General features: G+C 60.2%; 22 protein-coding genes. 3 read left to right on the top strand and 19 right to left on the bottom strand.

Annotation, left to right across the window (positions count from 1 at the left end; genetic code table 11):
* Positions 1-38: 38 nt before the first annotated feature.
* The 5 genes from CAG47_RS10960 to CAG47_RS10940 all read right to left on the bottom strand — a co-directional run bounded on the left by CAG47_RS10960 (position 39) and on the right by CAG47_RS10940 (position 4,974).
* Entirely contained in the window at positions 39-1,349 is a 1,311-nt protein-coding gene (locus tag CAG47_RS10960; protein WP_085724879.1) for an MFS transporter, read from the bottom strand.
* A 168-nt stretch (positions 1,350-1,517) separates the two neighbouring features.
* Positions 1,518-2,666, bottom strand: coding sequence for a galactonate dehydratase (dgoD, locus tag CAG47_RS10955; protein WP_085724878.1), 1,149 nt, complete (start codon positions 2,664-2,666; stop codon positions 1,518-1,520).
* A 49-nt stretch (positions 2,667-2,715) separates the two neighbouring features.
* Positions 2,716-3,336 (bottom strand): 2-dehydro-3-deoxy-6-phosphogalactonate aldolase, encoded by a 621-nt coding sequence (locus CAG47_RS10950; protein WP_085724877.1) that lies wholly within the window; start codon positions 3,334-3,336, stop codon positions 2,716-2,718.
* Between the two features lie 19 nt (positions 3,337-3,355).
* Positions 3,356-4,348: a 2-dehydro-3-deoxygalactonokinase gene (locus CAG47_RS10945; protein ID WP_085724876.1), complete on the bottom strand. Its 993-nt coding sequence runs from the start codon at positions 4,346-4,348 to the stop codon at positions 3,356-3,358.
* A gap of 143 nt (positions 4,349-4,491) precedes the next feature.
* Entirely contained in the window at positions 4,492-4,974 is a 483-nt protein-coding gene (locus CAG47_RS10940; protein ID WP_085724875.1) for a GNAT family N-acetyltransferase, read from the bottom strand.
* 311 nt (positions 4,975-5,285) lie between these two features.
* Here CAG47_RS10940 and CAG47_RS10935 point away from each other — a divergent pair, with 311 nt between their 5' ends.
* The 3 genes from CAG47_RS10935 (at position 5,286) to CAG47_RS10925 (ending at position 7,296) form a co-directional block, all read left to right on the top strand.
* Positions 5,286-6,491, top strand: coding sequence for an MFS transporter (locus tag CAG47_RS10935; protein WP_085724874.1), 1,206 nt, complete (start codon positions 5,286-5,288; stop codon positions 6,489-6,491).
* 81 nt (positions 6,492-6,572) lie between these two features.
* Positions 6,573-6,896, top strand: a complete 324-nt coding sequence (locus CAG47_RS10930) for a hypothetical protein (protein WP_085724873.1) — start codon at positions 6,573-6,575, stop codon at positions 6,894-6,896.
* A gap of 19 nt (positions 6,897-6,915) precedes the next feature.
* Positions 6,916-7,296 (top strand): Rho termination factor N-terminal domain-containing protein, encoded by a 381-nt coding sequence (locus tag CAG47_RS10925; RefSeq protein WP_085724872.1) that lies wholly within the window; start codon positions 6,916-6,918, stop codon positions 7,294-7,296.
* Positions 7,297-7,392: 96 nt separating this feature from the next.
* On the opposite strand, the gene CAG47_RS10920 is transcribed toward CAG47_RS10925, so the two are convergent.
* The 14 genes from CAG47_RS10920 to plsX all read right to left on the bottom strand — a co-directional run bounded on the left by CAG47_RS10920 (position 7,393) and on the right by plsX (position 20,008).
* On the bottom strand, positions 7,393-7,953 hold the full coding sequence (locus tag CAG47_RS10920) for a DUF1285 domain-containing protein (RefSeq protein WP_085724871.1): 561 nt from the start codon (positions 7,951-7,953) through the stop codon (positions 7,393-7,395).
* Between the two features lie 16 nt (positions 7,954-7,969).
* On the bottom strand, positions 7,970-8,578 hold the full coding sequence (locus tag CAG47_RS10915) for a DUF4823 domain-containing protein (protein WP_085724870.1): 609 nt from the start codon (positions 8,576-8,578) through the stop codon (positions 7,970-7,972).
* Between the two features lie 184 nt (positions 8,579-8,762).
* Positions 8,763-9,731, bottom strand: coding sequence for a GTP 3',8-cyclase MoaA (locus tag CAG47_RS10910; protein ID WP_085724869.1), 969 nt, complete (start codon positions 9,729-9,731; stop codon positions 8,763-8,765).
* A gap of 137 nt (positions 9,732-9,868) precedes the next feature.
* Positions 9,869-10,507, bottom strand: a complete 639-nt coding sequence (locus CAG47_RS10905) for a TetR/AcrR family transcriptional regulator (protein ID WP_019689364.1) — start codon at positions 10,505-10,507, stop codon at positions 9,869-9,871.
* Positions 10,508-10,849: 342 nt separating this feature from the next.
* Entirely contained in the window at positions 10,850-11,635 is a 786-nt protein-coding gene (locus tag CAG47_RS10900; protein ID WP_085724868.1) for a TatD family hydrolase, read from the bottom strand.
* Between the two features lie 72 nt (positions 11,636-11,707).
* The gene (locus tag CAG47_RS10895) at positions 11,708-12,694 is read right to left on the bottom strand and encodes a DNA polymerase III subunit delta' (protein WP_085724867.1); all 987 of its coding nucleotides are present in this window, start codon (positions 12,692-12,694) and stop codon (positions 11,708-11,710) included.
* Positions 12,687-13,319, bottom strand: a complete 633-nt coding sequence (tmk, locus tag CAG47_RS10890) for a dTMP kinase (protein WP_085724866.1) — start codon at positions 13,317-13,319, stop codon at positions 12,687-12,689. Before tmk ends, CAG47_RS10895 begins: the two co-directional genes overlap by 8 nt.
* 19 nt (positions 13,320-13,338) lie before the next feature.
* Positions 13,339-14,571, bottom strand: a complete 1,233-nt coding sequence (gene mltG / locus CAG47_RS10885) for an endolytic transglycosylase MltG (protein ID WP_085724865.1) — start codon at positions 14,569-14,571, stop codon at positions 13,339-13,341.
* Between the two features lie 3 nt (positions 14,572-14,574).
* The gene (gene pabC, locus CAG47_RS10880) at positions 14,575-15,390 is read right to left on the bottom strand and encodes an aminodeoxychorismate lyase (protein ID WP_085724864.1); all 816 of its coding nucleotides are present in this window, start codon (positions 15,388-15,390) and stop codon (positions 14,575-14,577) included.
* The gene (gene fabF / locus CAG47_RS10875) at positions 15,390-16,634 is read right to left on the bottom strand and encodes a beta-ketoacyl-ACP synthase II (RefSeq protein WP_085724863.1); all 1,245 of its coding nucleotides are present in this window, start codon (positions 16,632-16,634) and stop codon (positions 15,390-15,392) included. The genes pabC and fabF overlap by 1 nt, the downstream gene beginning before the upstream one ends.
* 109 nt (positions 16,635-16,743) lie before the next feature.
* On the bottom strand, positions 16,744-16,980 hold the full coding sequence (acpP, locus tag CAG47_RS10870) for an acyl carrier protein (protein WP_085724862.1): 237 nt from the start codon (positions 16,978-16,980) through the stop codon (positions 16,744-16,746).
* A 196-nt stretch (positions 16,981-17,176) separates the two neighbouring features.
* The gene (gene fabG / locus CAG47_RS10865) at positions 17,177-17,917 is read right to left on the bottom strand and encodes a 3-oxoacyl-ACP reductase FabG (RefSeq protein ID WP_085724861.1); all 741 of its coding nucleotides are present in this window, start codon (positions 17,915-17,917) and stop codon (positions 17,177-17,179) included.
* Between the two features lie 16 nt (positions 17,918-17,933).
* On the bottom strand, positions 17,934-18,872 hold the full coding sequence (gene fabD / locus CAG47_RS10860) for an ACP S-malonyltransferase (protein WP_085724860.1): 939 nt from the start codon (positions 18,870-18,872) through the stop codon (positions 17,934-17,936).
* Between the two features lie 125 nt (positions 18,873-18,997).
* A complete protein-coding gene (plsX, locus tag CAG47_RS10855) occupies positions 18,998-20,008 on the bottom strand; it encodes a phosphate acyltransferase PlsX (RefSeq protein ID WP_085724859.1) in 1,011 nt (336 codons plus the stop codon).
* Between the last annotated feature and the right edge of the window lie 3 nt (positions 20,009-20,011).

Here is a 20,011-nt window from a genome sequence, read left to right as displayed (position 1 = left end):
AGTGAACGGGCGGCATTATGGTCGCCCGCGCGCCACGACTACAACTTGATACGCTCGACCTTGCCCACCAGCAGGATATAGGACAGTGCGCCTGTCAACGCCAACACCGAGATGTAGGTAATTGCCGGGGCAAAGGAATCACCTGTCGCGAGGAAGCCGATCACGATAGGCGTGGCGATCGCCGACAGGTTGCCGATGAAGTTGAACACCCCGCCGGTCAGACCGAGCAAGCGCGCCGGAGCCAGGGTCGACACCAGCGACCAGGTAATCGAAGCCAGGCCGTTGCCGAAAAACGCCAGCGCGAGGAATGCGATTACCAACGGCGTCGACTCAACGAAGTTGGCACCGATGATCGAGGTGGAAATCAGCAAGCCGCTGATGATCGGCAGCTTGCGGGCGAAGCCCACCGTGTAGCCGCGTCGGATCAAGAAGTCCGAGAAGAAGCCGGAACACAACACACCGACAAACGCGGCGAGAAACGGCAGCGACGCCAACAGGCCGGACTTGATGAAGTCCATGCCACGGTATTTCACCAGGTAAGTCGGAAACCACGTCAGGAAAAACCATAACGTCGAGTTGAGGCAGAACTGCCCGAGGTAGATCCCCCAGAGCTTGCGCTTGGTCAGGACGACTCCCAGGTCGGTCCAGCTGAACTTGGCTTTGACCCTGGCCTGCTCGGCCTGGATATCCACCAACCCGCCGCCCTCGCGGATCAAGTCGATTTCCGCGTCATTGGCGCCTTTGAAATCCCGTGGCTCGCGATACACCGCGTACCAGATCACCGCCCACACAATGCCCACCGCGCCAGTGGTGACGAACACCATGTGCCAGCCGAATTCGTGCTGCAGCCAGGCCAGTACCGGCGTAAGGAATGCCAGGCCGACGAATTGCCCGGAGGTGTAGAAACCGATGGCCGTGGCGCGCTCGCGCTCGGGGAACCAGGTGGTGACCACACGACTGTTGATCGGGTACGCCGGCGCTTCCAGGGCACCGACCGCCATGCGCAACACGAACAGCGCGATGAAGCTGGCAGCGAAACCGAGCATCACCGTGGCCACCGACCACAGCAGCAAGGCAAGGCTGTACAGAATCCGTGGCGGCACGCGGTCCACCAGCCAGCCGCCGGGGATTTGCATGGCGGCGTAGGTCCAGCCGAAGGCGGAGAAAATCAGGCCGACGTGGATCGGATCGATACCCAGGTCACTGGTCAGTGCCGGGGCGGCAATCGACAGGTTGCTGCGGTCCAGGTAGTTGATCACCACAGTGATGAACAACAGCACCATGATGAAAAATCGCTTGCGGCTGGGCGTCACCAACGACGCCTGCCCGGTGAGGGTTTGCGGTTGCATGGGGGGGGTGCCTCTTCTTATGGTTATTGAGGTCGGTCTAAAGATTGGCGCAGCCCCTGTAGGAGCGAGCCTGCTCGCGATAGCGGTGGGTCATTCGGCATTGATGTCGACTGACACACCATCGCGAGCAGGCTCGCTCCTACAGGGGTTCAGTGGTGTGTCAGGCACTCACCACTCGGCAAAACTGCCGTCGGCATGGCGCCAGACCGGGTTGCGCCAGCGGTGGCCGACGGCGGCGCGTTCGATCACGTATTCCTCGTTGATCTCGATGCCCAGGCCCGGACCGTTCGGGATCTTCACGAAGCCCTGGTCGTAGTCGAATACCCGTGGGTCTTTGACGTAGTCGAGCAGGTCATTGCTCTCGTTGTAATGGATGCCCAGGCTCTGCTCCTGAATGAACGCGTTGTAGCAGGCGGCGTCCAGTTGCAGGCAGGCCGCCAGGGCAATCGGGCCCAGCGGGCAATGCAACGCCAGCGCCACGTCGTAGGCTTCGGCCATGTTGGCGATCTTGCGGGTTTCGGTGATGCCGCCAGCGTGGGAAGCATCCGGCTGGATGATGTCGACGTAGCCTTCGCTGAGCACTCGCTTGAAATCCCAGCGCGAGAACAGCCGCTCACCCAAGGCAATCGGCGTACTGGTCAGCGGTGCCAATTCCTTCAGCGCTTCATGGTTTTCGCTGAGCACCGGCTCTTCGATGAACATCAGCTTGTACGGATCAAGCTCCTTCATCAGCACCTTGGCCATGGGCTTGTGCACCCGCCCATGGAAGTCGACGCCTATGCCGACGTTCGGGCCAACCGCATCACGCACGGCGGCGACGTTGGCCAGGGCCTGGTCGACCTTGTCGAAGGTATCGAGGAATTGCAGCTCCTCGGTACCGTTCATCTTCACTGCGGTGAAACCACGCTCGACCGCTTCTTTCGCCGCGCGCGCCGTGTCCGCCGGACGGTCGCCACCGATCCACGAATACACGCGAATCTTGTCCCGCACCTGACCACCCAAGAGATCGCTGACCGAAACGCCCAGCGCCTTGCCCTTGATGTCCCACAGGGCCTGGTCGATGCCGGCCAGGGCGCTCATGTGGATAGCGCCGCCACGGTAGAAGCCGCCGCGATAGAGCACGGTCCAGATGTCTTCGATGTTGCGTGGATCCTTGCCGATCAGGTAGTCGGACAATTCTTCAACGGCAGCGGCAACAGTGTGGGCGCGACCTTCGACCACGGGCTCGCCCCAACCGGTCACGCCCTCGTCGGTTTCGACCTTGAGGAAGCACCAGCGTGGCGGAACGATGAAGGTGGTCAGTTTGGTGATTTTCATCTGTTTGTCTCTCTTGTTGGATGCGGCGAGCTCGGCGCTCAAGGAAGTCTTAGCGAAGGGTTTTCCAGGCAGTGACATAGGCCTTGGCATTGGCCGCCACTTGCGCAGGCGTCATGCCCGGTTTGAACAGGCCGGAGCCGAGGCCAAAACCCTTGACGCCCGCGTCGATGAACACCTGCATGTTCTCCGGTGTGATCCCGCCGACCGGCACAAGAAGGGTTCCGGCCGGCAACACCGCGAGCCAGGCCTTGACGACAGCGGGGCCCATCTGCTCGGCCGGGAACATCTTCAGCACATCCGCGCCTTCGGCCAGCGCCGCGAAGGCTTCGGTCGGTGTAGCGACACCTGGTGACAGGTACAGCCCGGCTGCCTTCGCTGCGCGCAAGACCTTCGGATCGCTGTGGGGCATGACGATCACCTGGCCACCCGCGGCTTTCACTTGCTCGACCTGTTCCGGCGTCAACACAGTGCCGGCACCGATCAGGCAATCGGCAGGCAAGGTTTTGCGCAGGATGCGGATACTTTCGTACGGCTCAGGGGAATTGAGCGGCACTTCAATAACGCGAAATCCGGCGGCGTACAGGACTTCGCCAATGGCGGCGGCTTCCTGTGGACGCAGGCCGCGCAGGATCGCGATCAGGCCGTTTTGTGCCAGCGCTTGTTTGAGCATGTCAGGTCTCCGGGCAGGTTTAACGGGGTGCGGCGGCCGTGACCAGGCCGGCGGCGAGCGCCAGTTGCCACAATCCGCGTTCGGTGGCCTGTTCGGCCAGGGTTACCCGGGCAAAACCGCAGGCATCAAGCGCGCGGCTGTAGCGGGCACAGAGTTGGGTGTTACCAATGAGGATGATCGACGGCAGGTGCACACTGTTGCGTCGACGTCGCTGGACACTGGCCAGGGCCGCCAACTCGTGGCCGATCAACAGGCCGGACAGGTAGTCCGCCTGAGCGGTAGCGCTCAATTCGCCAGTCAACCCCAGGCTTCGGGCGCTGAACATGGTCGACAGCGGACCGGTTTCCCCGTCCGCCGACAACGCGACCTGTACACCGCGATCAAACGCGTTGCCATCGAAGGCTCCGCCACGCTGTTGAGTGCGCCCGAGAATGCTGCGCTCGCTGAGCACGGCGAACACTTCGCCGGTCATGAACGTATCGAAATGCACGATGCAGCCGTCGGCCACCTCCACCCATTTCGAATGGCTGCCCGGCAGGCCGATCAGCAGATCAGCGCCCGCGTCGCCCGTCAGGTTCTGCAGCACGCCGAGCACCTGGGTTTCTTCGCCGCGCATGACGTTCGGCAAACGCGAACGCTCGATAACGCCGGGAACAATGTGCACATCGACGCCGCGCAAGCTACGCACGGTTTGCAAGGACGTACCGAGTGTGGCGACGTTGGCCGGCGTGTCGCGGTAGGCGGCTTCGCTCCAACCCTGGGCGCTGCCGACCATGCCACAGGCAATCACCGGCAAATGCGGCTGGGCATCGAGCCAGTCACCGCAAGCCTCATCGAAGGCCAGTTCGAAACCATCGGCGCATTCCCGGCCGGCAATGATTCGCGGTGTTTTCGGCAACTGCATGATCCCCGACGACAGCGAACGCTGTTCGAGTACTTGCCCGCCTTCAGCCAGTTTGTACGCACGTAAAGAGGTTGTTCCCCAGTCGAGCGCGATCAATTGCGCCTGCATCGCTTCACCTGTTTTGGTTTTTGGCAGTGAGTGAGCGGGACTATAAACCTGAGGCGGGTTAAATCTCAATATATAAATATCAATCCCATATTATGAGACAAAGCAAAAAAAAGCAGCCCGAAGGCTGCGATCATTGAAGTGGCTCAGTTGCCCGCTGCGAAGTCCCGCAGCACCGCGCCATCCATCCGATAGCGAACCCACTCCTCCTGTGGCTGCGCCCCCAGGGATTTGTAGAAATCGATGGCTGGCGTATTCCACTCCAGCACGCTCCATTCGAAACGCCCGCAATCATTGGCACAGGCGATTTTCGCCAAATGCCGCAACAGGGTTTTGCCCGCACCACCGCCGCGCTGCTCCGGGGTGATGTACAGGTCTTCGAGGTACAGGCAATTGCTGCCCAGCCAGGTGGAATAGCTGAAGAAAAACACTGCGAAACCGATGGCCGCACCGTCACGCAGGCAGATCAGGCCATGGGCGGTGGCGCCTTCACTGAACAGGCTGCGCTCGATGTCGGCAACGCTGGCGATGACTTCATGGCGGGCACGTTCGTAGTCGGCCAGTTCAGTGATGAACGCGAGGATTTGCGGTGCGTCACTGGGGGTCGCCGGGCGGATTTCGATCGTCATGGACGTGCCTTGTCAAAAGTGGAAAACGCCATACTAAGTCGGCGCGGTAATTGTGGCGAGGGGGCTTGCCCCCGTTGGGTTGCGCAGCAACCCCAACAAAACGCCGCAGTATCTCAGGTGTAACGCAATCACTGAGAAGGGGCCTGCTTCGCAGGCCAACGGGGGCAAGCCCCCTCGCCACAAAAGAGTCCTCTGCCAGATCTTTACTCCGCCCCGCAGTAACCCTGGAATCGATAACCTCGGACCTAACATTCGCGCACTGCATGGTTAGATAGCGACGCTGCTCATTCACCCGGTCAAGGAACCGCGTCATGTCTACCGCAACACCCCCTGTTTCAAGCAAGTTGTTCGGCCTGTTTTGCCTCGCCAGTTACCTGTTGTCGTTGTCCTATGGCTCGACTTTTCTGCTGTCGCTGTTGATCAGCTCGCGCGGCGGCAACGAGCACGACGCCGGCAGCGTGATTTCGGCGGCGATGCTCAGCACCTTTGCGGCAGTGATTGTGTCCGGTCATTTGTCCGACTTGCTCGGTGCCGCCCGATCGGTGGCGCTGTTCGGTGTTTTGCTGGTAGCGGCCAGCCTGGGTTTCGCCCTGACGCCGGGCTTCGGTCATCTGCTGTTGTTTTTCGGTCTGCTGCTGGGCCTGGGCTGGGGTGTGTTCTACACCCTGGGACCGATCATCGTGGCGAGCCTGGTGACACCTGCGCAACGCGCCAAATACTTCGCCCTGCTGTCGGGCAGCATGATGACCGGGATCGGCAGCGGTCCGTTGCTCGGTCGCGCGGCGAGCGCCCTCGGTTATCCGGTGACCGCCGCGTTTTACCTGGCGGCGCTGGCCAGCCTGATCGGTGTGCTGCTGTTCTGGCGCCTGGATCGGCAGTTGAAACAGGCCAACACCCAATCGACCAGCGTTTCGCGGATTTCCTGGCGTACGGCAGGCCAGGTACTGTCGTCCCGGGCCGTTTTTCCGATCATCATGGTCGGTCTCGGCGGCTGCGTGTTCGGCGGTCTGTCGAGCTTTCAAACCAGTTACGCGGCGGCGCGCGCGCTCGACTATTCGTTGTTCTTCCTCGGTTTCATGAGCGCGGCCATCAGTGGGCGCATGTTGATCGCCGGTTTCGTGGTCAAACGCGACCCGTTTCGCGCTGCCTGCCTGCTCTCGGGCTTGATGCTGGCATCGATCGTGATGTTCGGCTTTGTCGTCGACAGCAGCCTCAGCTACGTGCTCGCGGCGGTGATGCTCGGGATCGGTTATGGCCTGACCTACTCGGTGATCAACGGCCTGGCCGCCAATGAAGCGCCACAAGGAACCACCGCGCAATCCTTGCTGCTGTTCAGCCTGTCGTATTTCATCGGCGTGTTCGGCTTCCCGCTGTTGGCAGGGAAAATCATCGTCGAGCAAGGCATGACCACGCTATTGCTCACCGTGCTGACGGTTGCCTCGCTCAATTGGCTGATCACCGTGGGCCGGTTGATCTGGCGTCGGGTAACCACGGCCAAGGCGCTACAGCAGGCCTGAGCCGTTCGTCGCCGACACTGCACCCATCCGGATCGAGGGCGGACTAATCAGGTAAGGACTCTACTCGCTGGAGACACCGCCATGATCCTGTCCAGGTTGACCGTCCTCGTCTTCACTGCCCTGCTGTGCTCTGCCTCGTTCGCCGGAGCGAAAAGCTCGAGCACCGGCCCGACCAACCCGGTGGAAAAACCCCGAGCCCCCGCCATTCAGAGTGCCCCGGGCATGAATACCGATGGCACAACGATCGACCATAACCTCCCGCCTGCCACCGGCACCGACCCGCGAACCCAGGGCAATGACAGCGGGCGTCAGGGCGGAACGAATTTGCCGGACAAAAAAACACCCGGCAGTGGTGGCCTCGGTTCAAGCACCACCGAGGACGAGGAAAGCAACATGAGCCAGTAATGACACCAGGAGAAATCCCATGCCTCGTGGAAGCAAAGCCAAATACACCGCCGAGCAAAAGCGCAAGGCGCAACACATCGAAGAGAGTTACGAAAACAGAGGGGTCTCAAAGGATGAAGCCGAAGCCCGCGCCTGGGCGACAGTGAACAAACAGTCCGGTGGCGGCGAGCGGGCCGGTGGGTCGGGACGCAAAAAAACCGCTAGCGCCAAATCCTCGGACCGCAAGGAATCGGCACGTCGGGCGGTAGCCACGCGCAAGGGACATTCACGTGGAAGCACAGCATCCAGAGCTGCCCAGACGGTTGACAGTTTGAGGAAGGAAGCTCGGGCCAAAGGCATTTCGGGAAGATCGAAGATGCGCAAGCAGGAGCTGATCGAGGCATTGCGCAAGGCGGGTTAGAACCATTTTTCGTGCTGAGGCTCCCACTGGCGAGCGCATTCCTCTGCACAACCCGGTCAACTGTGAGAGCAAACTCGCTCCCACAGGGTCATGGCATCAGGGCTCAAGGCCGATGGGGAAGAACTCGCCGCCGCTCCATACGCCCAGCCAGCGCTGGCCGTCGATCTCGCGACTCACCGCCAGTTCCACCAATTGATAGAAAACATTGCGGTGAATCAACGCTTCGAGGTTGCTGCGCACATGCACATAGGGGGACGGCTCCTGCGTGTCGGCATCGATCATTACGCGCATTGGATGCTCGGCACCGGCCTCGGTAATTTCATCGACGTTGGTGGTAAAGCGCAACACCTGCGCCTCGCCCTCGCCTTCCACGTCCACCGCAATCGCCACGAACGGTGCATCGTCGACCTTGATACCGACCTTTTCCACCGGTGTGATCAGGAAATAATCATCGCCATCGCGGCGGATGATGGTGGAGAACAGCTTGACCATCGGCTTGCGCCCGATCGGCGTACCCAGGTAATACCAGGTGCCATCGCGGGCGATGCGCATATCGATGTCGCCGCAGAAATCGGGATTCCACAGGTGCACCGGCGGCAAGCCTTTGGTCTTGGGGATTTGCCCCAGCAGGTCGTTGGCTTTTTGCGGGCCACTCATGGCGTTCTCCTTGGCTTTACTGGTCGCTGAGTCCCAGCAGGCTGCGCGCGTACTGCTCCAGCGGCGGGCCCATCAGGTCTTCGGGTTTTTTATCGTGGAACGTCAGTAAACCGCCACGACTCTTGATGGTCGCAGTATCGATCAAATACTGGGTACTGGTCTCGATCAACATGATCTGAATCATACCGCTATCGATGCCGAGACGATCCAGGGCTTCCTGATCCAGCCACTCGTCCGAGTTGCCGATACGGTCGTCAGACTTGGCGAATCGGGTGTAGAGCAGATAGTGCGCACCAGCGGCACGGGCTTCGCCCATGGCCTGGTCGAGGCCTTCCGGCGTACGGGCACGACGGACCATCGGGAAGTATTCGACGAAACCATCGAACGCGACTTCGGCAATCACATTGGGCCGCGGGTAAACGGTGCTGCCCGGCGGCATGAAAGCGCCTTGGGCGATGTAGACGAAGGAGTCCGGCTGAATGCGCAGGTTGTTTACGCGTTGGCTGTCGCTGTGGTCGAGCAGCCCCGCATCGCTCATATGGTAACGAGTCCCTTCGGCCATATCGCTGACGTTCATGCAGCCGCCAAGCGCCAAAACGGCCAGCAGCAAAACCAGGCTACGCATCCTATCCTCCAGAGGCCGGTGTCGGAAAACCGGCGAATGGCCGTAGGATGCAGCTTTTGCGCCAGCTCATGAACATTGCTGACTGATCTATCGCCATAGCGAGCAGGCTCGCTCCCACAAGGATTCATGCAATACCTGTGGGAGCGACGGTGCGGCGATCCGACCTGCTCGCGATGACGGACGATCAGCCGCCAATAATCTTCATGACAGTCGCACCGCCGGAGAACGCCACTTCCTGCTTGTCTCCCAAGGCTTTCACCAAGAGTCCCTGCAAGGCCGGCAAAGCCTGATGACGCGGCTTGTCCAACAGGTCGCCGATGTAATGGCGATTGCTCGATGACAGGCAGCCATGCAGCCACCCGGTGGAAGATAAACGCAAGCGTGAACAGGTCCGGCAGAACGGCACGCTCTCGTTGGCGATCACACCGAAATACCCCTGGCCTGGGATTTCATAGCGCACGGCTGTCGCATCGACCGGGGCATCGGCCTGCAGGTATTCGTAGCGCTCGCCGATCAGGCTCAGCAGCTGCTGGAGGCTGACGAACTGTTGCAGAAACGCATTGGAGTCATTAGCCAGGTGGCCCATGCGCATCAGTTCGATGAAGCGCAGTTCATAACCTCGCTCAAGACAGTAGTCGAGCAGCGGCATCACTTGATCGAGGTTCTGCCCGCGCAACGGCACCATATTGACCTTGATCTTCATGCCGGCCGCACTGGCCTCGTTCATGCCGTCGAGCACGGTGGCCAGGTCACCACCACGGGCAATGCCGCGGAACGCACTGGCGTCGAGGGTATCGAGGGAAACGTTGAGGCGCCGAATGCCCGCGTTCACCAGAAGTGGCAATTTCTTCGCCAACAACTGGCCATTGGTGGTCAGGCTGATGTCTTGCAGGCCCATCTGCCCGACCGCTGTCATGAAGGCTTCGAGTTTCGGACTGACCAGCGGCTCGCCGCCGGTAATGCGCAGGCGCTCGATCCCCGCCGCTTCAATCAGATAAGCCACACCGCGCGCCATGGCTTCAGCCGACAATTCATCCTGCGCAGCCACCAGCCGCTTGCCGTTGGGCACGCAGTAGGTACAAGCGTAATTGCAGGCGGAGGTCAGACTGATTCGCAAGTTGCGAAAACGCCTGCCTTGACGGTCAACGATCATGGTTACTCCGGCGGAAAAATATCGGGCCGCTAAAACTTGACTTAGAAATCAAGTTTTAGCAAGTCCTCTACCTGAGTATATTCCTGCGGCACTGCGCCAAATAGCGAAATCATGGCGCAATAAGGCAACTGAATGGCTCAGCTGCTGGGCGTGTCGGTGTCGCGCTTGCGCTTGTTACCCATGCGCACGCCGATGTCCATCAGGAACTGGAAGAAACCTTCCTGATCTTCCAGCACATTGCTCCAGAACGGCGAGTGATACAGCGCCACAGCACCGTGCACCAACGCCCAGGACGCGCAGTAATGGAAGTAAGGTGGCACGTCTTCAAGCTTGCCTTCGCTGATACGTCCCTTGATCAACAGGGTCAGGCGTTCGAAGTTCGAGGCGCGGATCTTGTGCAGCTCCTCGACCATCTCCGGCACCTGGTTGCCCTTGACCACTTTCTCTTCGAGGCGGTCGAACAGGCGATAGCGTTGAGGATCGCGCATGCGGAATTCGAAGTACGCCCGGGACAGGGCTTCCTTGTCCTTGTCGACATCGGCCGAATGCAGCAGTTCGTTCAAATCGCGCTCGTAATCGAGCATCAGGCGCAGATAGATTTCCGCCTTGGATTTGAAGTGTTTGTAGATCGTGCCTTTGCCGATACCCACGGCATCAGCAATCATCTCGACGGTGACACTGTCCTCACCTTGTTCGAGGAACAGCTTGAGCGCGGTATCGAGAATTTCCTGCTCGCGGCGACGAAACTCACGGACCTTACGAGGTTCTTTATGCATAAGAAAAGGTCTGTCGGGGTCAAAATTCGAAGCCGCGTATTATGCCTAACTTACGCAAAAATGCACGGATCATCCGACCATATCTGTGCTTTCTGGTCATTCCGCGTACGTTTACAGCTTGATGAGAACTCTTCCGAAGCGCAGGTATTCCAAATTTGTTTAAAAACCCGGCCCCTCAAACTGGACTAGGCGCAATCCTGATCAATACTTGAACTGTCGGCGGGGCATCTCCCCCAAGTGTCACGCCGATATTGGTACCAACGGACCGCGTGCCATTGTTTTACTCCTAATGGTCTTAACCCGGATTCACCCCCCAGAACCCGGGTTTTTTTTGCCTGCGATTTAACCTTTTACATGTGCCAGCGGGAACAGCCGCTGGAAATTCGCCGTGGTTTGCTCGGCAAACCGGTCGTAAGGCTCACCACGCAACATTGCCAGAAATTCCGCAACTTCACGCACGTACTGCGGCAGGTTTGGTTTGCCGCGATAGGGAATCGGCGCCAGGTACGGCGAGTCGGTTTCTACCAGCAAACGATCGGCAGGCACTTTGCTGGCCACGTCGCGCAACGCATCGGCATTGCGGAAAGTGACAATCCCGGACAGGGAAATGTAATAGCCCATGTCCAGCGCAGCCTTCGCCATTTCCCAGTCTTCGGTAAAGCAATGCAATACGCCCGCCTGGGGCAACGCCGCCTCACGCAACAAATCCAGAGTATCGGCGCGGGCGCCACGGGTGTGGATGATCACCGGTTTACCGGTCTGCTGCGCCGCTTGCAGGTGCAGACGGAAGGACTCCTGCTGCAACTGCGCCGCTTCCGGCTCGTAGTGGTAATCGAGGCCGGTTTCGCCGATGGCGACCACACGCGGATGATTGAGCTCCCGGAGCAGCCAGTCCAGTGCCGGAGCGGCACCCGGCTGCACATCCAGAGGATGCACGCCCACTGAACAGTCGACGTCGTCATAACGCTCGGCCAGGGCTTTTACGTCGGCTGCGTTGTCCGCGCTGACGCCAATACACAGAAAGTGCCCTACCCCGCGTTGCCGGGCTGCATCAAGGGCGGCATCCAGGGAGCCGCCGTGGGCGGCCAGGTCGAGGCGATCAAGGTGGCAATGGGAATCTACGAGCATAAAGGGCTGCAACTTACATCGAATGGGTGGGACGGTCGGGTGTTCCGATACTCAGAGTCTAGGTGCAGACCGTCATCTTTGAGCTGGCAATGACGCCCATTGCACCAGCAATGCTTCCAGCAACAAGGCCGGATTGAGGTTGGCCTTGCTCAAGACCTTCTGGCGCTGGGCGAGTATCCAGTCCTGAATATCGAGGACTTTGCCCTGGGCGCTTTTCTGCGCCAGATATTGCACGACCTTGCGCATGTCGGTCAGACCGAGGCCGGCTTCATCCTGGGTCAACTGATAGCGCAGGATCAGGCTCGACCAATCACAGAACCAATCGAACAGACGCAGCATCGGAATGTTTTTCCACTCTTCGGCCAGTTGCGTCGGCGACTGTTGTTGCTTGAGCAGTTTTTTCACGCCTTCCACCACTTGCATGCGCTGTTCACGCACGCCCTGGGCCTGAAGATTGACCGCCGCCAGTGGCGAACCGGCAGCCAGCGTCAGCAGTTCGACGCGCTCTTCTTCGGAGCACTCCGGCAACGCCCGGGCCAGCCACATCAAGCTCATGGCCTCGCCCGGCAGCGGACAGGCCTGCTGCACGCAGCGACTCTTGATGGTTGGCAACAAGCGGCTCGGCTGGTGGCTGACCAACAACAGAACGGTATCGCCGGACGGCTCTTCGAGACTTTTGAGCAACGCGTTGGCGGCATTGATGTTCATCGACTCGACCGGCTCGATCAGCACCACTTTGCGCCCGCCCAACTGCGCGGTCTGCACCACGAAACCGACCAGGTCGCGAACCTGATCGACCTTGATTGCCTTGTCGGCTTCTTCCGGTTCCAGGATGTAGTTATCCGGGTGGCTGCCAGCCTTGAGCAACAGGCAGGATTTACATTCGCCGCAGGCCTCCAGCGCGTTCGGGCGCTGGCACAGCAGGCTGGCCATCAGGCGCTCGGCCAGTGCGCGCTTGCCGATCCCGGCCGGGCCGTGCAGCAGATAGGCGTGTGCATGCTGGGCACGACCAGCCAGTTGCTGCCAGAGGCTTTCCTGCCACGGATAGGCCTCAGCCACGGCTCAACTCCAGCAGGCGCGGCAGCAAGGTATCCAGCGATTGCTGGACCTGTGCCAAAGGTTGCGCAGCATCGACCAGCACATAACGCGACGGATCCGCCTCGGCCCGCTTGAGGAAGGCATTGCGTACGGCTTCGAAAAATGTCCGGCCTTCGAGTTCGAAGCGGTCCAGACGACCGCGAGCGCTGGCGCGGGCCAGGCCCACCTCGACAGGCAGATCGAAAATCAGCGTCAGGTCCGGGCGCAGATCGCCCTGGACGAAGGTTTCCAGGGTCGCGATACGCTCCAGCGACAAACCGCGACCGCCACCCTGATAGGCGTATGTCGAATCGGTAAAACGATCGCACAAGACCACGGCACCACGAGCCAGCGCCGGGCGAATCACCTCGGCCAAGTGCTGGGCACGCGCCGCGAACACCAGCAGCAACTCGGTATCCGGGTTCATGACTTCGTCGACCGGGGCCAGCAGCACTTCACGGATGCGCTCGGCCAACGGCGTGCCACCCGGCTCGCGGGTCAGCACTACCTCGATGCCGGCGGCGCGCAAGCGCTCGGCCAGGTATTCGCGATTGGTGCTCTTGCCGGCGCCTTCCGGGCCTTCCAGAGTAATAAACAAGCCAGTCACAGGCAGTCCTTAATCAGAGTCATTGCGAGCTTTTCGCGGCGTTGGCATCGGGTTCCGGCGTTTCACCGGCTGGCGCAGGATCTTGCGTCGGCACCTGTGGCAACGCCTCGGGAGCCGTGTTCGGTGAAGCGGCCGGGATGGGTGCCAGCTCCTGCGCAGCCTTGGCCTCCTGCGTACCGTTTTGTTCAGTCGGGGTCGACGATGTCTCCGGCATGGCAGCGGGTGCCGGGCTGGAGCGGTAATCGGCGCGACGCTTGAGCTGGAACTCCTTCACGGCATTGTTGTGGGCATCCAGGTCGTCGGAGAACACGTGAGTGCCATCGCCCCGCGCCACGAAATAAAGGCTGCTGCCCTCCACCGGATTGAGTGCCGCATGAATGGCTTCGCGACCGACCATGGAAATCGGCGTCGGCGGCAGGCCCGCATTCATATAGGTGTTATAGGGCGTCGATTCCTTGAGGTGAGCCCGGGTCAGCTTGCCGCTGTAGCGGTCGCCAAGGCCGTAGATCACCGTCGGGTCGGTCTGCAGCAGCATGCCCATCGCCATGCGTCGTACGAACACACCGGCAATCTGCCCGCGCTCCTGCGGTACGCCGGTTTCCTTTTCCACCAGCGAAGCCATGATCAGCGCCTGGTAAGGCCCGGTGTACGGTACGTCGGAAGAACGCTGTTCCCACTCCTTGGCGAGGACTTCGTCGAGGCGGTCGTAAGCGGTTTTCAACAGCTCGATATCGGACATGCCGCGCACGTAACGATAGGTGTCAGGGAAGAAGCGCCCTTCCGGAAAAACCCCGGCGTGGCCGAGCTTGTCCATGACCTGGCTGTCGCTCAATCCGTCGAGGCTTTGGTCAAGCTTTTCTTCCCTGGCCAGCGCTGCGCGGACCTGACGGAAGTTCCAGCCTTCGACCAGGGTCAGGCTGTACTGGACCATTTCCCCGCGTTTCCACAGATCGATCAGGCCTTCGACCGTCATGCCCGGTTGCAGGCGATATTCGCCGCTGTGCAGGGGTTGTTTGGCGAGATTGAAGCGCCAATACACCCGCAGCCAGAATGCGTCCTTGATGACGCCATTGGCTTCGAGTCGATAGAAGGTGCGGGTCGGCGTGGTGCCCTTGGGCACATCCAGCAGTTGTTCCTGGGCGATGTTCAACGGCTGTACCAGCGCCGAATGAATTTTCCAGGCTGAAGCACCCAACAGCAGCCCCGCCAGAACCACTCCGGTTTCCAGCAGCAGCAAGAGTTTACGTCTCACGTTTCAAGCATCCAGTAGCACACGGGCAATGGTTTGGAGTTTACGGGTGAGCGGCCCAACCGGCCAGTGAAGAGCAGCATAGGCGCGCACCGGCCAGATACCATACACGCTGTTGCAGACAAAGACTTCGTCAGCCCATTGCAGCTGTTCGAGGGGGATATCGGCGATTTGCACGGGAATTCCCAGTGACTCGGCCTGAAACAATATTTCGGCGCGCATGACGCCTGCCACGCCGCAGCGCTTGAGATCGGCGGTGATGAGTACACCCTCACGCACCAGGAACAAATTGCTGAACACGCCTTCGATCACGCGCCCGGCCTGATCGAGCATCAACCCTTCGGCATGCTCGGTGTCCTGCCATTCGGCACGGGCGAGGACTTGTTCAAGACGATTCAGGTGCTTGAGGCCGGCAAGCAATGGCTGCCTGGACAATCGCGTGGTGCAGGGAAACAAACGAACGCCCTGCTCGCCATGCACGGCAGGGTAAGCCGCGGGTGGATTGCCTTGCAGAATGCGTCGGGCCTGGGCCGAAGGATCTGGAGCATAACCGCGCAGACCGTCGCCGCGAGTGAGAATGAGCTTGAGCACGCCCTCACCCAGTGCCGCGGCATAGGCCAGCAGTTCACTGCGGATCAATTCCTGATCAGCGGCTAGCGCCAGACGCGAACAGCCATCCGCCAGGCGCGACAGATGCCGATCCAGCAATACCGGCTGCCCGTTGCGTACGGCGATGGTCTCGAACAGACCATCGCCATAAGCCAGGCCGCGATCCTTCAGCGACAAAGCGTCAGCCGGTTGACCGTCGACCCAGCTGTCCATCAGCCTGCGAACCGGCGGAACACCAGCGAGCCGTTGGTGCCGCCAAAACCGAAGGAATTGGAAACGACTACATCGATATCCATGTTGCGCGCGGTGTGCGGCACGAAATCGAGATCGCAGCCTTCGTCCGGCTCGTCGAGGTTGATGGTCGGCGGCGCCACCTGGCTGTTGATGGCCAGCACGCTGAAGATCGCCTCCACCGCGCCCGCTGCACCCAACAGGTGACCGGTCATGGACTTGGTGGAACTGACGGCCAGCTTGTAGGCGTGATCGCCGAACACCGACTTGATCGCATTGACTTCAGCGAGATCGCCGGCGGGAGTCGAAGTGCCGTGGGCATTGATGTACTGCACTTGATTGCCATTGATCCTGGCGTCGCGTAGCGCATTGGTGATGCAGCGGGCAGCGCCGGCACCATCGGCTGGCGGCGACGTCATGTGGTAAGCGTCACCGCTGGTGCCGAAGCCGATCAGCTCGGCATAGATGGTCGCTCCACGAGCCTTGGCGTGCTCCAGTTCTTCGAGAACCAGCGCACCGGCACCGTTGGACAATACGAAGCCATCACGACCCTTGTCCCATGGACGGCTGGCGCGGGTTGGTTCGTCGTTGCGGGTCGACAGCGCGCGGGAGGCACCGAAGCCGCCCATGCCCAGGCCGCACGCAGCCATCTCGGCGCCACCGGCGATCATCACGTCGGCTTCGTCGTACATGATGTTGCGGGCCGCCATGCCAATGCAGTGAGTACCGGTGGTACAGGCCGTGGCAATGGCGTAGTTAGGCCCCTGTGCACCGAGGTGGATGGACAGGAATCCGGAAATCATATTGATGATCGAGCCTGGCACGAAGAACGGAGAGATCCGTCGTGGACCGGTCTCATGCAGCGTGCGGGCGGTGTCTTCGATATTGGTCAGACCGCCAATACCCGAGCCCATGGCCACGCCGATACGCTCACGGTTGGCGTCGGTGACTTCCAGACCGGAATTGCGTACCGCCTGAAAACCTGCGGCCAGACCATATTGAATGAACAGGTCGAGCTTGCGGGCTTCCTTGACCGACAGGTATTCCTCGACATTGAAGTCCTTTACCGAGCCGCCAAAACGGGTGGAATAGGCAGAAAGGTCGGTGTGTTCGATCAGACCAATGCCACTGCGGCCAGCCAGAATGCCCTGCCAGCTGCTCGGCACATCCGTGCCCAGTGGCGACAACATACCCATACCGGTGACTACGACGCGTCTACGCGACACAGCACTCTCCTTTTTTCAAATGACGACTTTGCATCAGGCCTAAAGAAAAAACCGCACGCCACGATGGCAGTGCGGTTTTTCCATGACAGCGAGCAACGATTACAAACTATTAGCCCTGGTGGCTGATAACGTAGTCGATTGCAGCTTGTACAGTAGTGATCTTCTCAGCTTCTTCGTCAGGGATTTCGGTCTCGAATTCCTCTTCCAGAGCCATCACCAGCTCAACGGTGTCAAGGGAGTCGGCACCCAGGTCTTCAACGAAGGAAGCGGTGTTGGTCACTTCTTCTTCTTTAACGCCCAGTTGCTCGGCAACGATTTTCTTGACGCGCTCTTCGATGGTGCTCATACCTTGTTTTCACTCCTAATGGACAAATTCAGGCAGCTGGCCAGTGGGTAAGTGTATAGAAAGGCTTTTCAGCTTTTCAACTGAAAGCTTCACTCCTCGAACCCGACGACCCTCTGCCTATAAATAGATTGCAGCTTTATAACGGATTTTAGACAGCTCGTATGACATTTTTTTGAAGCAATCCGTCACATTTGAATTACATGTACATCCCGCCGTTCACCGGGATTGTAGCTCCGGTAACGTAAGCCGCTCCGTCCGACGCAAGAAAAGCGACCACGGACGCGATCTCTTGAGCTTGCCCCAGACGACCCAGCGGAATCTGCGTCTGCAAGGCTTCACGCTGTGCCTCGGGCAGTTCACGGGTCATATCGGTGTCGATGAACCCTGGGGTCACCGAGTTTACCGTAATCGAACGCGAACCGACTTCACGCGCCAGCGCTCGACTGAAACCTTCCAGACCGGCCTTGGCGGCGGCATAGTTTACTTGGCCTGCGTTGCCCATGGCACCCACAACCGAGCCAATACTGATAATTCGCCCCCAACGGGCCTTGGTCATGCCACGCAGAACACCCTTCGACAGGCGATATAGACTGTTCAGGTTGGTATCGACAACGTCATACCACTCGTCGTCTTTCATGCGCATCATCAGGTTATCGCGGGTGATACCGGCGTTATTGACCAGAATCGCCGGCGCACCGAACTGCTCCTGAATGCTCGCCAGGACTGCCGTCACGGACTCGTCGCTGGTGACATTGAGTTCCAGGCCAGTGCCCTGGATACCGTTTTCCTTCAGGGTGGCGGCAATGCGCTCGGCACCCGAGGCGGAGGTCGCCGTACCAACAACGATGGCGCCCTGACGACCCAGCTCCAGGGCGATGGCTTGGCCGATGCCACGGCTCGCACCGGTGACCAGTGCAACTTTACCTTGCAGACTCATGCAAGCTTCTCCTGATTCAGGCCGACGCTGCGCGGGCGGCAGCGAAAGCGTCTGGGGTATTGAGGTTGGAAGTCGATACGCCTTCGGCGCAGCGTTTGTTCAGACCGGCCAGCACTTTGCCCGGGCCACACTCGACCAGGTTGGTCGCGCCCTTGGCGGCCAATGTCTGTACGGATTCGACCCAGCGTACTGGCTTGTACAGCTGCTCGAGCAGATCGCGCTTGAGGGTTTCCAGATCAGCCGGCACTTGGGCGCTGACGTTCTGTACTACTGGAATCTGCGGTGCCTGCCAGTCGATCGCGGCGACCGACTCGGCGAAACGCTCGGCAGCAGGACGCATCAGCTCGCAATGGGATGGCACGCTGACCGGCAGCGGCATGGCGCGCTTGGCGCCACGCGCCTTGCAGCCTTCGATGGCGCGTTCTACCGCAGCCTTGGCACCGGCGATAACCACCTGGCCCGGCGAGTTGAAGTTGACGGCGCTGACCACTTCGCCTTGCGCCGCTTCGGCACAGGCAGCCACCACGTCGGCGTCGTCCAGGCCCAGGATCGCGGCCATGGCGCCCTGCCCGGCCGGTACGGCCTCTTGCATCAACTTGCCGCGGGTTTCGACCAGCTTCACCGCGTCGCCCAGGCTCAGACTGCCTGCCGCGACCAGCGCGCTGTATTCACCCAGGCTGTGACCGGCAACATAAGCCGGGCGCTCGCCGCCTTGCGCCAACCACAGGCGCCACAGGGCGATCGAGGCGGTCAGAATGGCCGGCTGGGTTTTATCGGTTTGATTGAGTTGCTCTTCCGGCCCTTGCTGGGTCAGTGCCCACAGGTCGTAACCCAGTGCATCGGAAGCTTCTTTGAATGTTTCAAGGACAACCGGATGTTGCGCGCCCAGCTCGGCCAACATGCCGAGGGACTGCGAACCCTGTCCTGGAAAGACGAATGCGAGGGAAGCAGACATGTAACAAGCCCCTAATGATCTTGTCGTCGGAGAATTGGCGCCCTATCTGGAGGACGCAAGAAACTGACAGTTGGATGGCCCATCGAACCAAGCGGTCACATTTAAGCATTGTCCGACGAAAACACCTAAAGCAACAAATCCTCCAGACGGCCGTGTATGCGTTCGGGCAGGTTTTCCTGGATCTCGATCAAGGCACGGGAAATTGCACTCTGAAAGCCCTGGACCCCAGCAGAACCGTGACTTTTCACGACAATTCCCTGCAAACCGAGGAAGCTGGCACCGTTATGCCGCGCAGGCGCCAGATCCGCCTTCAAACGCTTCATCAACGGCAAGGCCAATGCCCCCACCATGCGTGACGACAGGCTTTGCTTGAACAACGTTTCGATGCGCCCGGCAATCATGGTCGCCAGCCCCTCGCTCGACTTGAGCAGGATGTTGCCGACAAAGCCGTCACAGACCACCACATCGGCTTCACCACGGTACAAACCGTCACCCTCGACAAAACCGATGTAGTTGATACCACGAGCGCCCTGCAGCAAGGTGGCAGCCAGCTTGACCTGTTGATTGCCCTTTATGTCTTCGGTGCCGATATTCAGCAACGCTACCCGCGGGCGCACTATGCCGAGGGTTTCTGCGGCAACCGACCCCATGACCGCAAACTGCAGCAGGTGCTCGGCACTGCAATCGACATTGGCCCCCAGGTCGAGCAATTGGCAGTAACCCTTTTGTGTCGGAATCGCCGCCACCATGGCCGGACGATCAATGCCCGGCAGAGTCTTGAGCACGAACCGCGACAACGCCATCAGCGCGCCGGTATTGCCGGCACTGACACAGGCCTGGACCTTGCCGTCACGCAACAACTCAAGCGCCACGCGCATCGACGAGTCAGGCTTGCCACGCAAGGCCTGGGCGGGCTTTTCGTCCATGGCGATGACTTCGCTCGCCGGAGCAATCGACAGGCGCGCGCGATCCACAGCCGAATGGCCAGCGATCAATTCTTCAAGTAGGGAGGGTTGACCAACGAGGGTCAGGTACAGCGAGGGCGTAGCAGACAGGCAAGCGAGGCTGGCCTGGACAATGCTGCGGGGACCGAAGTCCCCGCCCATTGCGTCAATCGCGATGACTTGAGCGGACAAGTG

It is taken from the genome of Pseudomonas sp. R37(2017), from assembly GCF_002113375.1.
Taxonomy (GTDB): Bacteria; Pseudomonadota; Gammaproteobacteria; order Pseudomonadales; family Pseudomonadaceae; genus Aquipseudomonas.
This window is presented reverse-complemented; position numbering and strand designations above follow the sequence as displayed.

What these genes read in the sequence shown, in the direction of transcription:
- CAG47_RS10960 (WP_085724879.1), bottom strand. Translation starts at nt 1,349, where the DNA reads ATGCAACCGCAAACCCTCACCGGGCAGGCGTCGTTGGTGACGCCCAGC.
- dgoD (WP_085724878.1), bottom strand. Translation starts at nt 2,666, where the DNA reads ATGAAAATCACCAAACTGACCACCTTCATCGTTCCGCCACGCTGGTGC.
- CAG47_RS10950 (WP_085724877.1), bottom strand. Translation starts at nt 3,336, where the DNA reads ATGCTCAAACAAGCGCTGGCACAAAACGGCCTGATCGCGATCCTGCGC.
- CAG47_RS10945 (WP_085724876.1), bottom strand. Translation starts at nt 4,348, where the DNA reads ATGCAGGCGCAATTGATCGCGCTCGACTGGGGAACAACCTCTTTACGT.
- CAG47_RS10940 (WP_085724875.1), bottom strand. Translation starts at nt 4,974, where the DNA reads ATGACGATCGAAATCCGCCCGGCGACCCCCAGTGACGCACCGCAAATC.
- CAG47_RS10935 (WP_085724874.1), top strand. Translation starts at nt 5,286, where the DNA reads ATGTCTACCGCAACACCCCCTGTTTCAAGCAAGTTGTTCGGCCTGTTT.
- CAG47_RS10930 (WP_085724873.1), top strand. Translation starts at nt 6,573, where the DNA reads ATGATCCTGTCCAGGTTGACCGTCCTCGTCTTCACTGCCCTGCTGTGC.
- CAG47_RS10925 (WP_085724872.1), top strand. Translation starts at nt 6,916, where the DNA reads ATGCCTCGTGGAAGCAAAGCCAAATACACCGCCGAGCAAAAGCGCAAG.
- CAG47_RS10920 (WP_085724871.1), bottom strand. Translation starts at nt 7,953, where the DNA reads ATGAGTGGCCCGCAAAAAGCCAACGACCTGCTGGGGCAAATCCCCAAG.
- CAG47_RS10915 (WP_085724870.1), bottom strand. Translation starts at nt 8,578, where the DNA reads ATGCGTAGCCTGGTTTTGCTGCTGGCCGTTTTGGCGCTTGGCGGCTGC.
- CAG47_RS10910 (WP_085724869.1), bottom strand. Translation starts at nt 9,731, where the DNA reads ATGATCGTTGACCGTCAAGGCAGGCGTTTTCGCAACTTGCGAATCAGT.
- CAG47_RS10905 (WP_019689364.1), bottom strand. Translation starts at nt 10,507, where the DNA reads ATGCATAAAGAACCTCGTAAGGTCCGTGAGTTTCGTCGCCGCGAGCAG.
- CAG47_RS10900 (WP_085724868.1), bottom strand. Translation starts at nt 11,635, where the DNA reads ATGCTCGTAGATTCCCATTGCCACCTTGATCGCCTCGACCTGGCCGCC.
- pabC (WP_085724864.1), bottom strand. Translation starts at nt 15,390, where the DNA reads ATGGACAGCTGGGTCGACGGTCAACCGGCTGACGCTTTGTCGCTGAAG.
- acpP (WP_085724862.1), bottom strand. Translation starts at nt 16,980, where the DNA reads ATGAGCACCATCGAAGAGCGCGTCAAGAAAATCGTTGCCGAGCAACTG.
- fabG (WP_085724861.1), bottom strand. Translation starts at nt 17,917, where the DNA reads ATGAGTCTGCAAGGTAAAGTTGCACTGGTCACCGGTGCGAGCCGTGGC.
- fabD (WP_085724860.1), bottom strand. Translation starts at nt 18,872, where the DNA reads ATGTCTGCTTCCCTCGCATTCGTCTTTCCAGGACAGGGTTCGCAGTCC.